The following is a 19,724-nucleotide window of genomic DNA, read 5'->3' on the forward strand; positions in this document are numbered from 1 at the left end:
TCGGCGGAATTCCCCTCCCTCAGGGATAGCAGGGTGGGGTAGTTCACAGATTACTCTGATTAACACTAAATAAATCATTTAAGGAATAGCAAGGGCTGTAAATTTTGTTGATTTAGCGTCTTGCTAGACAGCTTGCCTTACTTCCAGCTAATTCTAGACTTCTTGGGCAGTGATCATGATGCTTTCTTGGAGACTACTTACACAAGAATTAATATGGGAGCGGATAGCTCGCTCATAAACGGCAGTTTGCGGTGTGCGTATTCCTACGGCTTGATATATCAATTTAATTTCTGGAAATTCGCACCAGTACATCAAAAAAATGTCTTTAGCAGGAGTGGTAATTTCATAATTATTTTCTTGCCTTTTTTTCTTCAATTTACAATTATTTAGTTGTAATTTTTGTCTAAATAATTTTTCAAACTCTGGAATTATATTTGAAGTAGTTTCCATTCTTGATATACCTAGCAATCTGTTATTAGAGCAAAACTTATCGTGTGATGTCCCTGAATATGACACTTAAGCTATCTGATATGATTGGAAATTTGCTAAGACAACATATCTATAAAAACTGCCGTAGAAAGAAAAGTTAATCAATAGAAAGCTTCTATATTGTGTCGAAAGGCGATTAAGGCGTGCTTCCCCTGCTCCTGTTTTAACGCACAAAGGATCGCATCAGATGCTTCTAATGAAACTATTGTCTTAATTTCAATATTTGTGTTGTACCCTGCTAAGTCTGCCAAGCGTCTTCCATGACCGCCTTCACCCTGCACTTGACTAATGGTGTAGCCGCTTACATTATGGCTTTTTAGTAGTTTAACAATACGGTCTTTAAGCACCGTTTCACCAATGATGGTGATTAAAACAGCAGGTTCTAAGAGAGTGCCTGAGTCTGACATAAAGAACTCCAGAGATTAGGTTTTGGCTGAGAAAGCTTAAATTTTCGCTGCCCAGTCCAGCTTCTGTATTAAAAAGGCTCAAGCATTTCTGCCTAAGCCAGTACTGAATGCAATTAATGTGCTACATATTGAGTCAGCTTCAAAAGCTAAATCGATAAAGCTTAGTAGCGGTTACGTCCGCCGTTGCTTCGGCGACCACCACCAAAGGAACCTCTATCTTCTTTGGGTTTAGCCTTATTAACTTTAAGGTCACGTCCCATCCACTCAGCACCATCAAGTGCTTCAATTGCAGCGGTTTCTTCTGCATCTGTACTCATTTCCACAAAACCAAAGCCACGTACATGACCTGTTTCACGGTCAGTAGGTAGCTGAACCCGCTTCACAGAACCATATTCTGCAAAAACTGCATTCAGACTATCTTCTGTAACTTCATAAGAAAGATTGCCTACATAAACTGACATAGATTTTCTCCGAAATCATAAGGGTGTAGAGATTTAAGTTTCGGAGAAAAGTCTGTAAATACCAAAAGGAAAAAGCCCGTCAATACTAAAAACAAACGCGGTCGCCGAATTAACTCTCACCTATTAGTATGACATAGTCAGCAATGATCACAAGTATTTTTGTAAAAACCGTTATATAAAGTTACAGGAACTATTTATAGCTAAGTACCCACATGAAATTCTTCTACTCGTTCTTTTGCTGCTTCTACACCCGCCTAATCAACTACCAATACAGCCGAGCCTTCAATTTTACCACTGCGAAGGGCGTCTAAAGCCTCGTTTGCTTCACTTAAGTTAAATAAATTCACCTCTGTCTGAATGGGAACTTTAGGTGCTAAGGCGAGAAATTCTTCTCCGTCTTGGCGAGTTAAATTAGCAACAGAACGCAAAACTCTTTCTTCCCAAAGAATTTCGTAGGGGAAAGCGGGAATATCACTCATGTGAATACCAGCACAAACTACCACGCCGCCTTTAGCAACTGCACGCAAAGCAGCAGGTACTAATTTACCTATAGGGGCAAAAATAATTGCTGCATCTAATGGTTCTGGGGGTAACTCATCAGAACCACCTGCCCAAACAGCACCCAACTGACGGGCAAATTCTTGTCCCTGGGTATCGCCAGAACGAGTAAAAGCAAAGACTTGACGCCCTTGATAACGCGCCAGTTGAATTAATATATGGGCAGCAGAACCGAAACCATAAAAACCGAGTTTTTCAGCCTCGCCAGTCATTCTATAGGCACGGTAGCCAATCAACCCACCACATAACAATGGTGCGGCTTGCAAGTCGGGATAACCTTCGGGGATGGCAAAGCAAAAGCGGTAGTCGGCGACAGTATACTCAGCATAGCCGCCATCTAAGTTGTAACCTGTAAATTCGGCATAATCACAAAGATTTTCCCGTCCGGAGACACAGTAACGACAGCGATCGCAAGTATAACCTAACCAAGGAACACCAACGCGATCGCCCACATGAAATTTTTCTACTCGTTCTCCTAGTGCTTCTACAATACCCATAATTTGATGTCCGGGTATTAAAGGTAATTTTGGGTGTGTGAGTTCTCCATCTACAATATGCAAATCTGTACGACAGACAGCACAAGCATGAATGCGAATCAGTACCTGTTCAGGATGAGGTTTTGGCACAGGTAAGTTAACTAATCGCAGAGGTTGACGGGGCGCTTCTAACAGCATTGCACGCATAAGCAATAATTACTCACTCATTTCTTTATAATGTAGCGAGTGCTGAAGGCGATAAACGACTGATATCATTGTCCGCTTGAACACTTATATTATCCGTCGGGATCGGTAATTGGTAATGGGTGATGGGTAATGGGTAATTGGTGATCATTAGTTATTTTTTCACCATGCCCAATGTTCAACATCCAAGCTTTATATCATAAGCCATTAGTTGGACATGATAGAGATAACGAAATATTCAATATTTGGGGTTGCTGAATTTAGTCATGAATGGTGTTTGTCTACATTTTGTAGAGACGTAGCATTGCTACGTCTCTAGTCTCTAGGCATTGCTACGTCTGGTCACACCCGTAAATTGTAAATTCATATTTTGATTCAGCAACGCCCATTAATATATATTGTGCGAAAGCACCACAAAGGTAGGAATAAATAAGAATTATGATTCTGAATATATACTAATCAGAGGATTTGGTACAGGAAAGGACTGATAGTCTAAAAGTTTAAATGTATCACTATTAGCATGAATGTCTACGCTTGGACTTAAAAAATTCAATTATTTCTACCAGTTGTAGATAATCCTTCCACAATTAAAGAAGGAGTATAACAGGAACCGTTCCAATCAGTATCACTGCCTAGTTTCGCTAATTGTTTGAGTGCAGTATAAACATTACCTGCAACCATCGTATCCTTTACGCGTCCTATTACCTGGCCATTTTGGACACGGTAGCCTAAGTCTACGTTGATCGAAAAATCACCAGAAATGCCACTACCACCCAACATTTGATCCACAATTAAGCCATCATCGAGTAATTCAATCAATTCTGGGAGTGATCCCGAACCGGGTTGAATGAGAAAATTAAATAAACCAGGGGTGGGGTAACTACCCAAACCAGGACGAAAACCATTACCTGTGGAAAAAGTACCAAGCTGACTAGCAGTGGCGCGATCGCAGTAAAAATTTTGTAATTCTCCGTTTTGGATAAACACCATAGGTTGAGTCGGAGTGCCTTCATCGTCAAAAGGGCAACTGTAGGGTCCCGCTTGGGGATCTTGATAAAGAGTAAGGAAGGGAGAAACTACTAACTTACCAATGCGTTCTGTCCAAGGGGAAGCCCCTTCCAAGACACGTTTGGCATTCAAGGCAGCTTGCACAGTACCCCAAAGCATATCAGCGGCTTTAGAAGTAAATAGAACTGGAACACGACCTGATGGTGGTGGAACATTTTCTTTTGCCCAAGCCAGACGCTGTAAAATTTGTTGAGCAAGTTTTTGCGGTTGCAGGTTGCCGCGTTCGGTTTCACCATCAGAAACACTTAAAATATCATCTCCCCGTACCCATTCAGCTGAGATATAGCAACTGAGAGTAGTGTCGGTGTAGTAGCAATCTAGACCTGTGGTATTCACAAGCCTAGTAGTTTCCACATCACATTCCCAGTCGCCATTGCAAATAACTTCTGGATAAACGTCACGAATAAGGGCGATCGTTTCTTTGCCCCACTCGACTAGCTTTTCTACTGGTACATCTTGCCCTAAGTCTGGGTAAAAGGGCTGGAAGTTACTGTTTAATTCCAAGGCTTCGGGTTTATTTAGCCGACTCAGAGACAAGGCACGTTCTACTAAAGCTTGGGGTTCCACAATCCCATAGGCTACTGCCAGTCCCGGACGCCCATTGTGCCACAGCCTCAACGCTGTACCTTCAGCTTGGCTAGTTTCTAGCTGCTTGAGACGGTTGGCCTGAAAAAACACTGGGCGAGACAGCGATCGCGACTGATACACTTCAGCAGTCTCTGCTCCAGATTTTAAGGCTAATTCCAGCAGCTGTTCTGCTAGTGTATCTTTTGGTAACTTTTTAGACACCATGATTTGTACTGGCAGTGAGTTAGGAGTGGGAGGTGGGGAACTCGGCGCCCCCTGGTGGGGATTAGGGGTAGTGGGGAGAGTGGGGGAGTAAGTATTAAACAACTAACCACTAACCACTAACCACCAACCACCAACATTAATCATTCCCCAATTCACTTTAAGACAGATTGATCTCACACAACAGCCAAAACCCTGCAAAAGATTGTGATTGGGGATCAGACTGTACCCCGATAAAATGTACTCCGTTTGCTTGTTGCTTGGCTTGTTCAAAGTTTCTGGCTTCTGCCAAAATTTGCGGGTTTTTGAGATTGGCTAAAATCCAACTTTCTGTAGCACCTGTTTCTAGAAGCAATCTTCCTCCCTGTGGACTGTCGTCAAATCTTAACCAAGCTAAATCTAACCCAGACATCCAACCTGCTAGAGGTAAGGCTCTGGGTGAGAAAATTAAAATACCAGGAATGCTAGTTTCCGGAGAAACTTGTGCTAATTCCAAGGGAAATCCTTCTCCAAAATCAATTTCCCAGTCAGGCATATCCGCAAATTCCGAACCTAGCAAAGTAACAAATCCCCACTGTTGCCATTCCAAAGCATCTGGTAAGCGTTGAGGTAAAGGTGCTTCCAAACGTACCGAGGGATTTACCCCACCCTGATACCCTGGTTCTTGTGGATACACTTGTTCTATCCGCTGCTGCAACCATTGATTCAATACCAAAGTCCGACGGCTTGGCTGTGCTGGAATACCAATATCACCACACGCCTTGGTAATCATATTATTCATCTGGCGACGGAAAAAGCGAATTTTAATCGGCGCTTCTCCTGCTTTGTCTATTGCCTCTTGTAAAGCTGTCCGCAGCCATACGGAGTTTACTTGGGTACTGGGACAATACTGAGCATAACGAAACAAAGAATCAACTTTTGTGCGCGTATCCAAAGGGCTTTCGCACACCAGAACTTCCCAAACTTTTTTCTGATTTTCGTCCAAAATTGGACGGGAGTAAAAATCAAGTTCCCAAATACTGCCCATGTGATGCCGTTAAAATTTGGCTACTTTTTTCTATATCTTCATCATACGAGCCTATGTGTAGCATCGGGGCAAGGGCTAAGATGTTGTGAATACGACGTGAAGCCAACATAGGTGTAAAAAGCTACACTCCGGGTCTATAAACGATTGCTATGCCAAGGTTTTAGCGATTTTGACTCTTCTTTTTATAAGGCTGTCCACTTGAGTGACACAACTAACTCCCTACAGTGAGTGCAACTCGTCTGCAACTGCATACCGCACAGATAACAAAATTTAGCCCTAACTTGACTCCAGAGAGGGTCAGCCGCCGTCTCAGGAGTCCAGCACCGGGGACAAAAATTGGGGTCATCGTGCCAAAACGGGAAACTGCGATCACGCTTATTTAACCCACTGGCTCGTAGACATTGCTCCTCAAAGGATCGATCACACACTTCGCCCAAACGGTGAAAGAACATCGCTCTGGACAAAGAATGTTTTAATTTTCCCTTATTCAGTTCCGTCGTCGCCCTACGACGCAACCCGAAAATATTCCGCCGCGTTCGATAGAGTGATTTGATTCTGCATTCTGGTGAGCCTGCTGCGGATAATACTTACCTCAAGATGAATGAGTTAATCGCCTCCAAGCCGAATCGATCGCTTGTTTCATCCGTTTTCCAGTATGGCTGAGGCTATGCTGGAAGTCCTCCCATTTATCTTGCAAAAATTCACTGGCTTCTTCTAAGGCATTTTTGTCATGTCGTCCCGATTGACCTAGTTCATCCCGTACTTCTTTGATTTTGACGCGGACAACTTCGGGTTTATCCTGGGGTGAAAGGAGTTTTGCCAAGCGATCGCCCATTTTCTTCACCAGATTCTTCACCTGTTGCGATTTCTCACTCAGAAACCCTTTCAGTCCTTCGGATTCACTCTTGAGCCGATTTTTAGCATCCTCTTTGATAACGACAACCTCTGCATCAATCGCTTCTACGTCCTCAGGAAATAAAACTGCCCGACCACCAAAGGGTGCTGCAATCTCACCGCCTAAAATGTAAGCCGCAATATCGCCCGTTTCCCAATCAAAGAGAAAATCTTCTACCCAACCCAAGGGAGTACTCAACGAGGGCGTGCGGATAGCCATCTGATGGAGACGGCGTAGGGATGGCGGTGGCGTAAGCGCTAATTCTGAGTAGGTCAGTAAGGCATCAGGGCCGATCATAGCCACTTGCTCAAAGGGCGTATAGCCTGCATCGCTAGCAAAGTAGACGACTCGACCGCTATCATCGACCCACACTTCTTCCACGCTGCCATAGCGGGTGGCCGTGCTACTATCCATTGCCATTAAACCAACAATTTGACTCCGACGAATGACGTTAAACATCTTTAATTCCTCTTCAAAATCCATAATCAGGTTAACAACAGGGCAAATAATCCGCACAGGGCAAAACCAGGAGAAAAGCCCAGTTTGGCAACAGCCACTTCAACGTCTGTAGTGATCGCCAGCCGGATAAAGGGAAAAATAAGTAAGAAAAGTAAAAATAGTAACAGTGTAACCGGAAGATAGATCATCTCAATTAGGTTCACTAAAAGGGATATTGCTCGATAGATGGCGGACGACGGCGCAATTGAAAGTGCTGATTGTCGGATATATCTTGAGTGCTTGGTTGCGAGAGATGTTCATTTCTGGTAGTTGCAATTGCCTCAAATCGCTGAAACATCCAGACTCGCAAATATAATAATCCACCTAAAACTACTAAAAAAGCACAGACTCCTAATAGGCGATCAATAGGAATATCCACTACTCCCTGTAAAATCACTTCCCGCAATGCCGACACTAGGGAAACTTCCACGGCTGCTCCAATGGAAATCCGCTGTTCTTGGAGGTAGATAATTAACAGGCGAAAGATTTCTACCAGGATGAGAACAAACAAAATATCAGACGTGATGGCTTGAAAGTTAATCGGTTGCAACAGAGAAAGAAACATTTCACCCAACCGAATCAACATGACGCAAAACAAACCAATACATAGAGATACCACAATAAAATTCTGGAAAAATTCCAGATTATGCACGATGGTGTCTCTTTCAAACCATAATTTCCAGCCTTGGTTCGGCGAGGATGGATATTTCATAGCCGTAGGAAGGTGCGAAAATTAGCGACTGGTCATAAATTTTCCTAGCCAGAGGAAAGCACTTAAGCCAAGGCTCAAGAGAAGGCCAGTGGTCAAGGGGAAGTAGAAGGTAAAATGCTCATTTTGCACCAAAATATCTCCTGGTAAACGACCAAGGGGGATGTGCTTCAATGTTCCACCACTGAGCCAGAGCAAACCTCCTAGCAACAAGATGCCAGCACCAAGAAAGACTAGTGTTTTTCCAATTTCCGCAATCATAGTCGTACCTAGGAATCAGAAGACTTGGGTTGGGTTAGAACATTCCACGCGGCTTTGGCTGCTTCGGTCAGGCGATCGCCCAAACGCTGAATTTCATCAGCAATAGACTGCCAATTTTTCTGAGCTTCTTGCTGGATTAGTTGCACTGATTGTTCTAGGCGATCAGGATCAATCAATTTTGTTTCTTCAATTGTTTCTCTGGCACGCCGCACAGCCGTTAGATAGGCTTCGCGAGTCAGGTCTTGTGCCGTATGAATTTCAGACTGAGCGCGTTTTTTGATGGCTTCGATCAGCGCCTTGGTTTCTTGCTTGATGTCTGCATTTTGCCCTGCCATTTCTTGTTCAACCAGAGCATCAGTTTCTGGACTAATTGTGATGGGAGCGGATGATTCAAAGTTGTTCGTCATGGTCGGGTTCCTCCTGTGTTTGTACCGGCTTGAGTATGCTAGGAAGTACTAACGAGTTCAGAAGATAAACGCTTAAAGACTAGTCGCTCATTTTCTACACCAACGTAAATGGTGTCGCCTTCGTGGAATTCTCCACGTAAAATTGCCTTGGCAATGGGTGTTTCCAGCTCTGTTTGTATGGCTCGTTTTAGGGGACGTGCACCATACACTGGATCGTAGCCAACCTGAGCCAACCAATCGAGGGCTTCCTCAGAAAGTTTCAGCGCTAGTTTGCGTTCAACCAGTCGCTGTTCTAATCGCTGAACTTGCAGTTTCACAATTTCGCGCAATTGTTGCGATTGCAGACTGTGGAAGATAATAATTTCGTCAATCCGATTGAGAAATTCCGGACGGAAATTCGCTCGCATCGCTTCCATCACGCGATCGCGCATTTCTTCATACTTACTATCATCACCTGCCACATCCAAAATGTATTGCGAGCCAATATTGCTGGTCATGATCACAACCGTATTTTTGAAATCCACCGTGTGTCCTTGAGCATCGGTTAGACGACCATCATCCAGAATTTGCAGCATGACGTTAAACACATCCGGATGCGCCTTTTCGATTTCATCGAAGAGAATTACCGCATAGGGGCGACGGCGAATTGCCTCAGTCAGTTGCCCACCTTCGTCATACCCTACATAACCCGGAGGCGCACCAATCAACCGAGAAACCGTATGTTTCTCCATGTACTCGGACATATCGATCCGTACCATCGCCTCTTCGGTGTCGAATAAGTAAGCAGCTAGCGCCTTTGCCAACTCTGTTTTACCCACCCCAGTTGGGCCCAAGAAGATAAAGCTAGCAATCGGGCGATTGGGATCGGCAAGCCCAGCACGGGAACGCTGAATCGCGTCAGCAACCGCTGTGACGGCTTCATCTTGCCCAACCACGCGCTTGTGTAATTCCTCTTCCAGATGCAGGAGTTTCTGCATCTCGGATTCCACCAGTTTACTAACTGGAATACCCGTCCATTTGGAAATTATTTCGGCAATATCGGCTTCGGTGACTTCTTCCCGCAGCATAGATTTGCCGCTAGTTTGAGTTTCGCTGAGGCGGGTTTCGGCAGTTTCTAGCTGTCGCTGTAAATCGGTGAGCTTACCATATTTTAATTCTGCAGCTCGGTTGAGATCGTAATCTCGTTCCGCCTGTTGAATTTCAATATTAACGCGATCGATTTCTTCTTTGAGTTTTTGAATTTGATCGATGATTTCTTTTTCTGCCTGCCATTGGGCATTCAGCGCGGATTGTTGTTCCTTGAGATCTGATAGTTCTTTTTCCAATCGTTCCAAGCGCTCCTTAGAAGCACTATCGGTTTCCTTCTGCAAGGATAAACGCTCCATTTCTAACTGTAAAATTTTGCGATCAATTTCGTCTAGTTCCTCTGGCTTCGAGGTAATTTCCATCTTCAGTTTGGCAGCCGCTTCATCGACCAAATCAATCGCTTTGTCTGGCAGAAAGCGATCGCTAATATAGCGAGTAGACAATACAGCTGCTGCTACCAGGGCGTTATCAGAAATTTTCACACCGTGGTGTAATTCATAGCGCTCTTTCAGTCCCCGGAGAATGGAAATAGTATCTTCAATGCTGGGTTGATCAACATAGACTTGCTGGAAACGACGCTCTAAGGCTGCATCTTTTTCAATGTATTTACGATATTCATCCAAGGTAGTAGCACCAATGCAGCGCAGTTCCCCCCGCGCCAGTAGAGGCTTGAGCAAATTCCCCGCATCCATTGCCCCCTGGGTGGCTCCAGCTCCCACTACAGTGTGAATTTCGTCGATAAACAGAATGATGTGTCCCTGTGCTTCCTGGACTTCCTTCAGTACGGCTTTCAGTCGTTCTTCAAACTCTCCTCGATACTTGGCTCCGGCAATTAAAGCGCCCATATCCAGAGCGATCAAGGTGCGATCGCGCAATGATTCTGGTACGTCCCCACTGACAATGCGCTGGGCGAGTCCTTCCACAATCGCTGTTTTACCCACACCTGGTTCACCAATCAGCACAGGATTATTCTTAGTGCGGCGAGACAAGATTTGAATCGTGCGACGAATCTCGTCATCCCGTCCAATCACCGGATCGAGTTTCCCTTCTCGTGCTAATTTGGTTAAATCCCGTCCATATTTTTCCAGGGATTCATACTTGCCTTCCGGATTTTGATCGGTCACTTTTTGACTGCCTCGAATTTGTTCAATCGTGGTACGGAGTTTCTGTTCGTTGAGTCCCAATTCTTGAAATAACGTTTTACCAAAGCGATCGTCCTTGGCAAACGCCAGCACTAAATGTTCAATGGAAATATATTCATCCCCAAAGTTTTTACGATACTGTTCTGCCCGATCCAGTAATGTGTCCAAGCTGCGCCCCAAATAAACAGAGCCGCTACTGCCACCCGATACTTTGGGCTGACGGTTGATGAAGTCATGGGTGCGATCGCGCAGGATCTGAACATTCACCCCTGCTTTATTAAAAATAGAACTAGCTAGTCCTTCCTGTTCCAGAAGACTCCGCATTAAATGTTCGCTTTCAATTTGCTGATGTTGAAATTGTTTGGCGATTTCTGGCGTCCGAACGATCGCTTCCCAGGCTTTTTCAGTAAATTGGTTGGGGTTAGTCGGTTGCATATTTGAATCCTCCAGACGGCGACAAAATCATGCCTAAAAGCCTTCTTAGCCTTTTGTAACAACTTCATCCGATTGTTGCAGCCCCTGCAAATATTGCTGTCCTTTAGCTGTGATTTTGCCGCGAATGAAGTGAATTGGTTCAGGTAAAATCGCAAAGGCGGCGTAGGCTCCTGGAGTAAATTCTCCGGTAATAAATCCCTTTTCATGCAGATAATCCAGGTGAAACACCAGGTCATATTCATCTCCGAATAAGTGAGCAATATCTTTTTCTTCAAACCCTGCTTCACCCTGTTCAGCAGCGATTTCCAATACTTGTTGAACAATGTTGCGATTGAGTTGCATGGTTCACTTCCTTGATTGATGTCAGTATCCTGTTGTTTCAAGTCAGCACGTTAATTCCTGGTTCTCAACTCTGTTTGATAAACACGCAGTTGTGCCTTGAGTTGGGCAATCTCCGCTGCCATATCCAGCACCATCGCAGCCCCTACTAAATTCAGTCCCAAATCGCGACGCAAGCGCTGAATCTGCACCACGCGGACGAGATCCTGGCGGCGCAGCATGGTGCCTGTTGGTTCCACCAGACCTAACGTCACAAATTGCTCAATGAGTGGCACTGAGGTTTGGGTAAAGTAAGCGGCTTGCTCAAAGCTGTAGAGGCGATCGCCCCCATTAGACCAAACCACTCGTGAAAGTCCCATGCTAGTGGTCATAGATGCACCTCCGCGATCGCACCTCGAGGATCAAAACTGCTGACCTGCTGCAACTTTTCATAGCATTCTCTTTCCTGCACACTCAGTTCTTTCGGGGTGACAATTTTCAGCCGCACTAGCAAATCCGTCCGGTTGCCTTTGGGATCGCGCCAGCCTTTACCGCTTTCAGGCGAATTGGGATTTCACAAACTAAATTATTCCCTTCAAATCTGTAGAAAAAATGAGGGAGTAGTCTGCTTGCCCAGCAATGCTTACACCAATAATGAGGATATCTGCTGAATCGTTTATCATCGTTACACAAAAATAGCCTTAAACTAATTGGCGACGGAATCGCCAAGTGCTGTTTGTGAGTAAGACCACTGCAAAAAATATCAGTACCAGAGCATTACTCCACAACACCTCCAAGCCTACCCCACGTAATAAAATTCCGCGCACTATTTGAATGTAGTGGTAGAGCGGGTTCATATAGCTGAGTGTCCGAAAAAGTGTAGGCATACTTTCAGTAGCAGACAATGCGCCCGAAAGCATGACTAATGGCGAGTTAATAAAAAATGAAGTGAGAATTGTTTGTCGTTTATTGCTGGAAATTGTCGCTAAGAGCATTCCAATGCTGATGCCAATTAAGACATAAATACTGGAAAGCAACAGAAACAATAATATACTGCCCCGGAAAGGTACATGAAAAATGTAACGGGCGATCGCCAATGCTAGCAATACATCTGCCAATAATAATCCAAATAGAGGAATTACCTTTGCCAGCAAGATTTCCAGGGCATTTGCAGGAGTCATCAACACCTGCTCTAAAGTTCCTTCGTCCCTTTCTCTAACGGCTTCCACCGCTGATGCTAAAGAACTTACGAGGGTTAAAACTGTCCCCATGACTCCTGGCACAAAAAACCAACTGCTTTCTAATCCAGGGTTGTAGCGAAAGATGACGTGTGGTTCGGTGGCAAGAGAAATTGAAGCAGGGGCAATACGACGGTTGTAATGGCTAATAATCTGTGACACGTAGCCATTGGCAACCCCAGCGGTGTAAGCATTGACTCCATCAATCAATACCTGAACATCAGCAGATTGGTTGCGTCTCAGGGTCGTATTAAAGTCAGGAGGAATGATAATTCCAACATCAATTTCGCCCTGACGAACTTGCTCGATCAAAGTCCTGCGATCGCCTGCCTGCGTGTGCATCTCAAACACCTGGTTGGCGGTAAAGGCAGCAATCAATTCCCGGCTTTCGGGCACATGAGCATAGTCTAAAACCCCGAGCTGAAGGTGGTTAACTTCAGGACTAATTGCAAATCCAAAAATCAAGAGTTGTAGAATGGGCGAAACGGTGAGCAAAAAAATGAGTTGCTTGTTACGTCGAATTTGAGCGATTTCCTTGCGGATCAGGGCAATTAATCGGACATTAAAAAAGCGAAAAAATTGTTGTGCTTGAAAAACTGGATGTTTCATAGTTCTCCATTCTTGGATGGATCAATGGAATGGATTAATCAGACAATTGCATCTGACGAATGCCCCACCAGGTGATTGCAAACTCCACTCCAGCTAGTAGCATCAACACTACGGGTACAAACCAGATGCCTGCCCAACCTGTGCCACGGACAAAGGCATCGCGCACTAGTTCCAGGTAATAACGAGCAGGTACAACATAAGAAATTAGGGAAAGGGGAAAAGGAATATTGCTGAGCGGAAAGATGAATCCAGACAGCAGGAGTGCTGTCATGAATTTCACCGTTGCGACTCCCTGAACAGCCGCACTTTGTGTTTGGGTTCTGCTGCCAATCAAAACACCAAGCTGAATGCTGGAGAAAATAAATATGGGTGTGCCGACCAGCAACGGGGTAGGATCACCTGCGAACCGAAGTCCCCAAATGATGGCACCGATGGTCATGATGAAGACAGCTTCTCCAATGCCCACGAGCAAGTAAGCAAGACTCTTGCCTAACAGGAGTTCAGTTGCTGTGAGGCTGGAGGCATAAACCTGAAGAATATTGCCTTGTTCCTGTTCCCGTGACATTGCGATCGCCGCCAACAGAGGTGGATAAATTGCCAGAACAATGGCAAAGGCTCCCGGCACAATGTAAAGGGACTCTCGCCGACCAGGATTAAACCAGAGGCGCGTATGAGGTACGATTCCAGTTTGTTGGGGCAATAGACCCTGCGTTTCTAAGAAAAATCGATTGGTTGCCAGCAGGCTATTTTTGATGACCCGTGCATTTGCCACATCTGTTCCATCAATAATTACCTGAAGCTGTCCTGTTCGCCCTGCTTTCACATCATTGGCAAAATCAGGTGGAATAATGACTGCTGCTCTGGCACTGCCGCGATCAACGGGGTCGAGACGATTGGGATGTCCTGAATCCTTTAGCAGAGGGGCACAGAGAGGTTCAACCGTTGTCCAGGGAACCGCAACAAATTGGTTGGTGGCAAAAATTCGCTCAATGTAGCTGCGACTCTGAGGGGTGTTGTCCAGATCGCGCACAGTCAGCGGAATGTTTTTGATTTCCAGCCGAATGGCAAACCCATAAATTAGCAGCGTCATGAGCGGCAAGAGAAATGCTAGCGCCACCGTGAGGCGATCGCGCCGAAATTGCACCAATTCTTTGACACATTGATTCCAGATTCGTCTCATGGCTGTCTCCCTCTTTTCTTCTTTGCCCGCTGTACAATGCCAATAAAGGCATCTTCGAGAGAGAATGGAATCGTTCGTGAACACAACACCGTGATGTTGATGGATTGTAGCCAGGACAACACATTTGCCAGATCGGAATCAGTGTCGTTTAATACGACATGAAGGCGATCGCCAAATAACGACACTCGCCACGGCTCCAGCACCTGTTTTAATTCATCAGCAGCCTTCTGAGCATTGGAGACTTGCAGTTCGATCAGTTGCCCTGGTTGCTCCGCTTTAATTTGGCTCGGCGACCCCTGGGCGACCATTTCTCCTGCCACCATAAACCCGATGCGATGGCAGTGTTCCGCTTCTTCCAGGTAGTGAGTGGTGACTAACACAGCCGTTCCTGCCCTGGCAAAAGCTTCGATAAAACGCCAAAACTGTCGTCGTGCCAGTGGATCGACTCCCGATGTCGGTTCATCCAAAAACAGAATTTCGGGTTCGTGTAGCACGGATGCACCAAAGGCAACCCGCTGTTTCCAGCCCCCTGGTAATTTTTTGGTTAATAGGGTTTCTCGCCCCAACAGCCCACAGATTTCTAACACCCATTGAATGCGATCGCGCTGCAATGAACGTGGCACCCCATAGACCCCACAGTAGAATTCTAGATTCTCTTGAATGGTGAGGTCATTGTAAAGCGTAAATTTTTGGCTCATGTATCCCAATCGCTGCCGCAGTTCTGGGTGGCGCAATTGTCCGCTTTGCCCAGCCAGAGTGACCGTTCCCTGAGTTGGGGAAAGTAACCCACACAGCATTTTAATGGTGGTGGTTTTTCCTGCTCCGTTTGCCCCTAGCAAGCCATAAATTTCACCGTAGCGAATTTGTAAATTAACGCCATTAACCGCATGAAACGTGCCGAAGATTTTGTGGAGGTTGGTCGCCCCAATGGCAATGGGTGTATCTGGTTGAGCCAAAGGAGCGGGACGGCTAGCCTGAGACAGACGCGGAAAAGGGATAAATGGCGGATCTGATCCTCGCTGCCGCAACCGTGTCACAAACACATTTTCCAGCGTCGGCTCACTCACCTGGATTTCTGCCGATTGCTGAGCCTGAGTTAATAACCGGGAAACTTGAGCCACTGCCGCTTCAGCGTTGGGATCAGCTTGGGGAACTAGCACATCCAGGCGATCGCCAAACGTTTGCACATCCTGAATCATTTGTTCTCTCTGCTTGGTGGCATTCCACAGGATCGTTTCGCAGGCTTTTAGGTCTGTTGCTCGCACTTCCAAGCGGGCTAATCCTAAACTTGATCGCAACTCAGCAGGTGTCCCCATTTGTTGTATCTGTCCGTCATACATGAGGGCCACCCGATGGCAGCGTTCCGCTTCATCCAGATAGGGCGTTGCCACCACCATTGTTACCCCTTCCTGAGACAACGCCGCCAGTACATCCCAAAACTCACGCCGCGATACGGGGTCTACTCCGGTTGTCGGTTCATCCAGCAGTAACACATCGGGTTGAGCAATCAGGGCACAGCACAACGCTAGTTTTTGCTTCATACCGCCCGATAGCTGACCTGCAAGGCGATCGCTAAAGCGTTCTAGATCCATCAACCGCAAATACTTGACTCGGCGTTGGGCAAAGTGATCGGGGTTGACATTGCGTAACCCTGCCATGTAGCGGAGGTTTTCATCAATACTCAAATCGAGGTAAAGGGAAAACTGTTGGGTCAGATATCCGGTTCTGAGTCGCATCTGACGGGGCGATCGCCCCAAAATTTGCACTGTTCCCTCTGTGGCTTGCATCACGCCTGCCAGGATGTGAAAGGTTGTAGTTTTACCCGCACCATCAGGACCAATCAACCCGAAGATCTCTCCAGGCTTGACCTCAAAACTAATATTGTTAACAGCAGTAAAACGCCCGTACCGTTTAGATAATCCTTGAACTTGGATGACGGGTTCAACAATTACACCGCGAAGCCATTCAGCCGAATGCATCGCACTCGCCAATCGCATGAGTTTTGCTCCTAGTTCAATTCGATTTCAGCATCGGCAGGCATTCCCGGTTTGGCTAAACCATCGGGAGTCGCAATGCTGATTTTGACTCCAAACACTTGTTCAACTCGATCATTGCGGAAATAGATGTTTTCAGGGGTAAAGGAGGCTTCTGTGTCGATCGCAGCCACATGAGCCGCAAGTGATTGCTCAGGAGCCGAATCTAGATAGACCTTCGCTGTCTGACCGACGCGTATCTGTCCAATCTCACCTTCTGGAATAAATCCACGCAAGTAAACTGTGTTTGGGTTAATCACGGTTAACAGCGTTTTTCCACTGCTAACTACGGTGCCCGGTTCCACACTCCGTGCTGTGACAATCCCATCAATGGGGCTGGTAATCGTCAGGTCATTGACCTGCGCTAAAATCCGCTGACGTTCCGCGGCAACTTGCCGGACGGTGGCTTGGGCAGCCTCCCATTGCGAGCGCGCGATCACTAGTTGCTCTTGCAATCCTTGCAGGCGGGTTTGGCGAATATTAGGATTGAGGCGAGTCGTTTGTACCGACGTGAGATCTCCCTTAGCTGCATTGACTTGTCGTCGAGCCGTCTCCACGGCAGCTTGCTGTGCCCGCAAGGTGGCTTGAGCTGTTTCTAATGCCGTTTGTGCCTGGTCAAGTTGTTGCTGGCTGTAGGCTCCTTCCTGGTGCAATTTCATCGCGCGATCGCGTTCAATCTGCGCCAGGTTTAACGCAGACTCGGCTTGTTCCTGTTGTGCCTGAGCTTGCTGCCACTGTGCTTGGGCAGCAGCAAGTGCCGATCGCGCCTGCGTGATTCGACCCCGGGTATCTTCTTGTGCCTGTTCCAGATTAAGCTGGGCTTCTTCAATCTGGCTTTGAATTACATTGATCTGCCTTTGTGCTTGGTTGACCTGCTGTTGAGCGGCTGCTAGTCGCGCCTCTGCCGCCTGGAGCTGTGCCTGAATTTCTGAGTCATCCAGTTTAGCAAGCACCTGTCCCACTTGGACGCGATCGCCCTCGCGCACCGTTACAACCATCACCCGTCCAGGTACTTTAGTACCAATATCCGTTTCATAGCCTTCAATCCGACCGCTCACTTCCAACACCGTTGAGGGACTGGAAGAACGAAACCCAAAGTACCAAGCTGGAATGGCAACTGTTACAAGGGTTAATCCCGCAATCCCTAACCACCAGAGCAGCGATCGATGGGTAAGTTTTGCCTTTGGTAAAGCTACAGAATTTGCCTGCTCGGATGCTAATTGGTCTGCTGATGTCTCTGAGGCTGGCTCAGTTGGAGAGAATATTTTGGTCATAATGCCTCGCGTGATCACAGGTTTTAATTAAGCGATCAAAAGCAGTTCAGATTAGAAATATCTATTCCTCTAAGTTGCGACTGGGTTGCTAATACTGAGTCAATATCGTGCGATAAAGTCTGATTCTTTTGATAAGGATTCTGTGAGTCATTAAGTTGCAATGCTCAATTTCTGGTCGTTTGGTTCAAATTCCTGAAATAAAAGGTTTGGGTAAAGTAAGCGGCTTGCTCAAAGCTGTAGAGGCGATCGCCCCCATTAGACCAAACCACTCGTGAAAGTCCCATGCTAGTGGTCATAGATGCACCTCCGCGATCGCACCTCGAGGATCAAAACTGCTGACCTGCTGCAACTTTTCATAGCATTCTCTTTCCTGCACACTCAGTTCTTTCGGGGTGACAATTTTCAGCCGCACTAGCAAATCCGTCCGGTTGCCTTTGGGATCGCGCCAGCCTTTACCGCGTAACCTCAAGGTTTGTCCAGAATCCACGCCAGGGGGGATGCTCATCGTTACCTTTCCGTCCGGCGTTGGAACTTTTATTTGGGCACCAAGTACAGCTTCTGCCGGACTAATCGGGATTTCACAAATTAAATTATTTCCTTCAAATCTGTAGAAAGAATGAGGCAGTAACTCAATAGTAAGATATAAATCTCCCCGCTGCTGGCTAAAGGGGCTGATCTGCCCTTTGCCCTTTACCCGAATCCGGCTGCCGGATTTTGCCCCGGCTGGAATGCGAACAGTAACCGTTTCATCCCCGATTTGCAACCGTTTTTGGGTGCCGTGAAAGGCTTCGGAAAGGGTGAGGGCGATCGCCGCTTCTGTATCTTGGGCAGGCATTTCCACAAAACGGCTGAAGGGATCGTCCCCAAAGTCCACGTATTCTCGGAATCCCTCTGGACCCGTTGTTGTCCGATAGGTATATACCCGTCGCCCAGCACCACCGCCGCGCCCAAAGCGTCCCAGCAGTTCGTTAATAAAGTCATCAAAACTGCTGTACTGTCCAAAATCCATTCCTTCAAAGCCAGCTCCACCCGGCGGGGGTGTACCCGCAGCGGCTTGCTTCCAATATTGCCCAAACTGGTCGTATTTCTGGCGCTTTTCTGGGTCAGACAGCACTTCGTGGGCTTCGTTGATCTCTTTGAAGCGAGCTTCTGCCTCTTGATCACCTGGATTTAGATCTGGATGATATTTGCGCGCCAGTTTCCGGTAGGCCTTTTTGATTTCTTCTGGTGTGGCGGTTTTACTCACTCCCAGGATTTCGTAATAGTCTTTGAAATCGGTTGTAGCCATCGGCAACTCCACGGCAGGAAAACTAGTGGTGTATCGGGCAGTGAGAGTCAATACCAAGCCTTAATTGGCTTTGCGTTTTGAAAAGATGCCCTTGTCATCGCGATCAAACAATTGCTTGATGCGCTCCCAGGCTTTCATCAGCGCATTGGCTTTCTCTGGAGATTCGTTGAGGGACTGATTATAGGTTTCCACAAAGGCTTGTTGCGCTTCTTCCGACAAATCTGCCTTCATTTCAGGTGAGAGTTGGTCACTGCCTGTCAATTTACCTTCGGGTTCATGGGGAATTTGCATATCTGTAGTGGCAACTTCCTCACCCCCGGCACTTTGTAGGAGCAAAAAGGTTTCACCCGATTTTTCTTCGGGAACTTCCACAACCAGCAAAAATTCACCCGCTTGCACCCGTGTTTGATAAATAGCAGCCTTTTCTTGAGGCATTCCTAATGACATCAGCACCGAACCAAGCCCTGCACCCAGCGCCCCATACAACGCACCGCTAGTTGCCCCTAGCAGAGCCGCTGCCAGCGGTCCGGCTGCCACCACTGCTCCCAAAAAGGGAATAAACAGCACACCTACCCCAGTCAGCAGGCTCAGGACAGACCCAAAGAGCGAACCATAGAGCGCACCGCTGGCCAAACCATCCAAAATCACGTCTTTTTTAGTCAAAAACCCAGTAATGCGGGCTTCCGATTGGAAGTTACGTCCAATGATGGAAATCCGCTCTTTGGGCACACCGCGATCGAGCAGGCGTTGGACAGCATCCTGTAGCTTTTTCTCATCTTTGAAGGTGGCGGAAACGCACTTTTCTGGGGTTTTGGCAAAGGCTGAAGTCATGGTTGCTGCTCCTTAATTCAATGTCTTCAAATTGGTGGTTG

Annotated in this window: 22 protein-coding genes; all 22 read right to left on the reverse strand. The window is 46.6% G+C overall.

Annotated features, from left to right (window positions below; all coding sequences use genetic code 11):
* Window positions 1–153: 153 nt before the first annotated feature.
* On the reverse strand, window positions 154–450 hold the full coding sequence (locus UYK_RS0120870) for a hypothetical protein (RefSeq protein ID WP_009756711.1): 297 nt from the start codon (window positions 448–450) through the stop codon (window positions 154–156).
* Window positions 451–590: 140 nt separating this feature from the next.
* Window positions 591–896 (reverse strand): P-II family nitrogen regulator, encoded by a 306-nt coding sequence (locus tag UYK_RS0120875; protein ID WP_009756712.1) that lies wholly within the window; start codon window positions 894–896, stop codon window positions 591–593.
* A 161-nt stretch (window positions 897–1,057) separates the two neighbouring features.
* The gene (locus UYK_RS0120880) at window positions 1,058–1,357 is read right to left on the reverse strand and encodes an RNA recognition motif domain-containing protein (protein WP_009756713.1); all 300 of its coding nucleotides are present in this window, start codon (window positions 1,355–1,357) and stop codon (window positions 1,058–1,060) included.
* A gap of 254 nt (window positions 1,358–1,611) precedes the next feature.
* A complete protein-coding gene (locus tag UYK_RS0120885) occupies window positions 1,612–2,598 on the reverse strand; it encodes a zinc-dependent alcohol dehydrogenase family protein (protein WP_009756714.1) in 987 nt (328 codons plus the stop codon).
* Window positions 2,599–3,144: 546 nt separating this feature from the next.
* Window positions 3,145–4,455, reverse strand: coding sequence for a TldD/PmbA family protein (locus tag UYK_RS0120890; RefSeq protein ID WP_009756715.1), 1,311 nt, complete (start codon window positions 4,453–4,455; stop codon window positions 3,145–3,147).
* 157 nt (window positions 4,456–4,612) lie between these two features.
* A complete protein-coding gene (locus UYK_RS0120895; RefSeq protein ID WP_009756716.1) occupies window positions 4,613–5,479 on the reverse strand; it encodes a Tab2/Atab2 family RNA-binding protein in 867 nt (288 codons plus the stop codon).
* Between the two features lie 182 nt (window positions 5,480–5,661).
* The gene (locus tag UYK_RS27835) at window positions 5,662–5,994 is read right to left on the reverse strand and encodes a double zinc ribbon domain-containing protein (protein ID WP_071588138.1); all 333 of its coding nucleotides are present in this window, start codon (window positions 5,992–5,994) and stop codon (window positions 5,662–5,664) included.
* Window positions 5,995–6,071: 77 nt separating this feature from the next.
* On the reverse strand, window positions 6,072–6,833 hold the full coding sequence (locus UYK_RS0120900) for a PRC-barrel domain-containing protein (protein WP_026086540.1): 762 nt from the start codon (window positions 6,831–6,833) through the stop codon (window positions 6,072–6,074).
* Between the two features lie 26 nt (window positions 6,834–6,859).
* Complete coding sequence (locus tag UYK_RS26900) at window positions 6,860–7,021, reverse strand: hypothetical protein (protein WP_009756718.1); 162 nt, start codon at window positions 7,019–7,021, stop codon at window positions 6,860–6,862.
* 14 nt (window positions 7,022–7,035) lie between these two features.
* Complete coding sequence (locus UYK_RS0120910) at window positions 7,036–7,584, reverse strand: phosphate-starvation-inducible PsiE family protein (RefSeq protein WP_009756719.1); 549 nt, start codon at window positions 7,582–7,584, stop codon at window positions 7,036–7,038.
* Window positions 7,585–7,605: 21 nt separating this feature from the next.
* Window positions 7,606–7,842, reverse strand: coding sequence for a DUF2905 family protein (locus UYK_RS0120915; protein WP_009756720.1), 237 nt, complete (start codon window positions 7,840–7,842; stop codon window positions 7,606–7,608).
* A gap of 8 nt (window positions 7,843–7,850) precedes the next feature.
* Complete coding sequence (locus tag UYK_RS0120920; protein ID WP_009756721.1) at window positions 7,851–8,249, reverse strand: hypothetical protein; 399 nt, start codon at window positions 8,247–8,249, stop codon at window positions 7,851–7,853.
* A 38-nt stretch (window positions 8,250–8,287) separates the two neighbouring features.
* A complete protein-coding gene (gene clpB / locus UYK_RS0120925; RefSeq protein ID WP_016872094.1) occupies window positions 8,288–10,912 on the reverse strand; it encodes an ATP-dependent chaperone ClpB in 2,625 nt (874 codons plus the stop codon).
* Between the two features lie 45 nt (window positions 10,913–10,957).
* The gene (locus UYK_RS0120930) at window positions 10,958–11,254 is read right to left on the reverse strand and encodes a hypothetical protein (RefSeq protein WP_009756723.1); all 297 of its coding nucleotides are present in this window, start codon (window positions 11,252–11,254) and stop codon (window positions 10,958–10,960) included.
* A 50-nt stretch (window positions 11,255–11,304) separates the two neighbouring features.
* Entirely contained in the window at window positions 11,305–11,622 is a 318-nt protein-coding gene (locus UYK_RS0120935) for a chaperone modulator CbpM (protein ID WP_009756724.1), read from the reverse strand.
* A 309-nt stretch (window positions 11,623–11,931) separates the two neighbouring features.
* Window positions 11,932–13,077, reverse strand: a complete 1,146-nt coding sequence (locus UYK_RS0120940) for an ABC transporter permease (RefSeq protein WP_016872095.1) — start codon at window positions 13,075–13,077, stop codon at window positions 11,932–11,934.
* Window positions 13,078–13,111: 34 nt separating this feature from the next.
* A complete protein-coding gene (locus UYK_RS0120945) occupies window positions 13,112–14,257 on the reverse strand; it encodes an ABC transporter permease (protein ID WP_016872096.1) in 1,146 nt (381 codons plus the stop codon).
* On the reverse strand, window positions 14,254–16,254 hold the full coding sequence (locus UYK_RS0120950; RefSeq protein WP_016872097.1) for an ATP-binding cassette domain-containing protein: 2,001 nt from the start codon (window positions 16,252–16,254) through the stop codon (window positions 14,254–14,256). The genes UYK_RS0120945 and UYK_RS0120950 overlap by 4 nt, the downstream gene beginning before the upstream one ends.
* A gap of 11 nt (window positions 16,255–16,265) precedes the next feature.
* The gene (locus UYK_RS0120955) at window positions 16,266–17,564 is read right to left on the reverse strand and encodes an HlyD family secretion protein (RefSeq protein ID WP_016872098.1); all 1,299 of its coding nucleotides are present in this window, start codon (window positions 17,562–17,564) and stop codon (window positions 16,266–16,268) included.
* Window positions 17,565–17,728: 164 nt separating this feature from the next.
* Window positions 17,729–17,860, reverse strand: coding sequence for a hypothetical protein (locus UYK_RS27620; protein ID WP_268741953.1), 132 nt, complete (start codon window positions 17,858–17,860; stop codon window positions 17,729–17,731).
* The gene (locus UYK_RS0120960) at window positions 17,857–18,852 is read right to left on the reverse strand and encodes a DnaJ C-terminal domain-containing protein (protein WP_016872099.1); all 996 of its coding nucleotides are present in this window, start codon (window positions 18,850–18,852) and stop codon (window positions 17,857–17,859) included. The genes UYK_RS27620 and UYK_RS0120960 overlap by 4 nt, the downstream gene beginning before the upstream one ends.
* Before the next feature lie 60 nt (window positions 18,853–18,912).
* Window positions 18,913–19,683, reverse strand: coding sequence for a ChaB family protein (locus UYK_RS0120965; protein WP_016872100.1), 771 nt, complete (start codon window positions 19,681–19,683; stop codon window positions 18,913–18,915).
* Window positions 19,684–19,724: the final 41 nt, after the last annotated feature.

This window comes from Fischerella thermalis PCC 7521 (assembly GCF_000317225.1).
GTDB classification, from domain to species: Bacteria; Cyanobacteriota; Cyanobacteriia; order Cyanobacteriales; family Nostocaceae; genus Fischerella; species Fischerella thermalis.

Excerpts from the sequence above, each read along its gene's own strand:
- UYK_RS0120870 (WP_009756711.1), bottom strand. The coding sequence starts at position 450 with ATGGAAACTACTTCAAATATAATTCCAGAGTTTGAAAAATTATTTAGA.
- UYK_RS0120875 (WP_009756712.1), bottom strand. The coding sequence starts at position 896 with ATGTCAGACTCAGGCACTCTCTTAGAACCTGCTGTTTTAATCACCATC.
- UYK_RS0120880 (WP_009756713.1), bottom strand. The coding sequence starts at position 1,357 with ATGTCAGTTTATGTAGGCAATCTTTCTTATGAAGTTACAGAAGATAGT.
- UYK_RS0120885 (WP_009756714.1), bottom strand. The coding sequence starts at position 2,598 with ATGCGTGCAATGCTGTTAGAAGCGCCCCGTCAACCTCTGCGATTAGTT.
- UYK_RS0120890 (WP_009756715.1), bottom strand. The coding sequence starts at position 4,455 with ATGGTGTCTAAAAAGTTACCAAAAGATACACTAGCAGAACAGCTGCTG.
- UYK_RS0120895 (WP_009756716.1), bottom strand. The coding sequence starts at position 5,479 with ATGGGCAGTATTTGGGAACTTGATTTTTACTCCCGTCCAATTTTGGAC.
- UYK_RS0120900 (WP_026086540.1), bottom strand. The coding sequence starts at position 6,833 with ATGTTTAACGTCATTCGTCGGAGTCAAATTGTTGGTTTAATGGCAATG.
- UYK_RS26900 (WP_009756718.1), bottom strand. The coding sequence starts at position 7,021 with ATGATCTATCTTCCGGTTACACTGTTACTATTTTTACTTTTCTTACTT.
- UYK_RS0120910 (WP_009756719.1), bottom strand. The coding sequence starts at position 7,584 with ATGAAATATCCATCCTCGCCGAACCAAGGCTGGAAATTATGGTTTGAA.
- UYK_RS0120915 (WP_009756720.1), bottom strand. The coding sequence starts at position 7,842 with ATGATTGCGGAAATTGGAAAAACACTAGTCTTTCTTGGTGCTGGCATC.
- UYK_RS0120920 (WP_009756721.1), bottom strand. The coding sequence starts at position 8,249 with ATGACGAACAACTTTGAATCATCCGCTCCCATCACAATTAGTCCAGAA.
- clpB (WP_016872094.1), bottom strand. The coding sequence starts at position 10,912 with ATGCAACCGACTAACCCCAACCAATTTACTGAAAAAGCCTGGGAAGCG.
- UYK_RS0120930 (WP_009756723.1), bottom strand. The coding sequence starts at position 11,254 with ATGCAACTCAATCGCAACATTGTTCAACAAGTATTGGAAATCGCTGCT.
- UYK_RS0120935 (WP_009756724.1), bottom strand. The coding sequence starts at position 11,622 with ATGACCACTAGCATGGGACTTTCACGAGTGGTTTGGTCTAATGGGGGC.
- UYK_RS0120940 (WP_016872095.1), bottom strand. The coding sequence starts at position 13,077 with ATGAAACATCCAGTTTTTCAAGCACAACAATTTTTTCGCTTTTTTAAT.
- UYK_RS0120945 (WP_016872096.1), bottom strand. The coding sequence starts at position 14,257 with ATGAGACGAATCTGGAATCAATGTGTCAAAGAATTGGTGCAATTTCGG.
- UYK_RS0120950 (WP_016872097.1), bottom strand. The coding sequence starts at position 16,254 with ATGCGATTGGCGAGTGCGATGCATTCGGCTGAATGGCTTCGCGGTGTA.
- UYK_RS0120955 (WP_016872098.1), bottom strand. The coding sequence starts at position 17,564 with ATGACCAAAATATTCTCTCCAACTGAGCCAGCCTCAGAGACATCAGCA.
- UYK_RS27620 (WP_268741953.1), bottom strand. The coding sequence starts at position 17,860 with ATGACCACTAGCATGGGACTTTCACGAGTGGTTTGGTCTAATGGGGGC.
- UYK_RS0120960 (WP_016872099.1), bottom strand. The coding sequence starts at position 18,852 with ATGGCTACAACCGATTTCAAAGACTATTACGAAATCCTGGGAGTGAGT.
- UYK_RS0120965 (WP_016872100.1), bottom strand. The coding sequence starts at position 19,683 with ATGACTTCAGCCTTTGCCAAAACCCCAGAAAAGTGCGTTTCCGCCACC.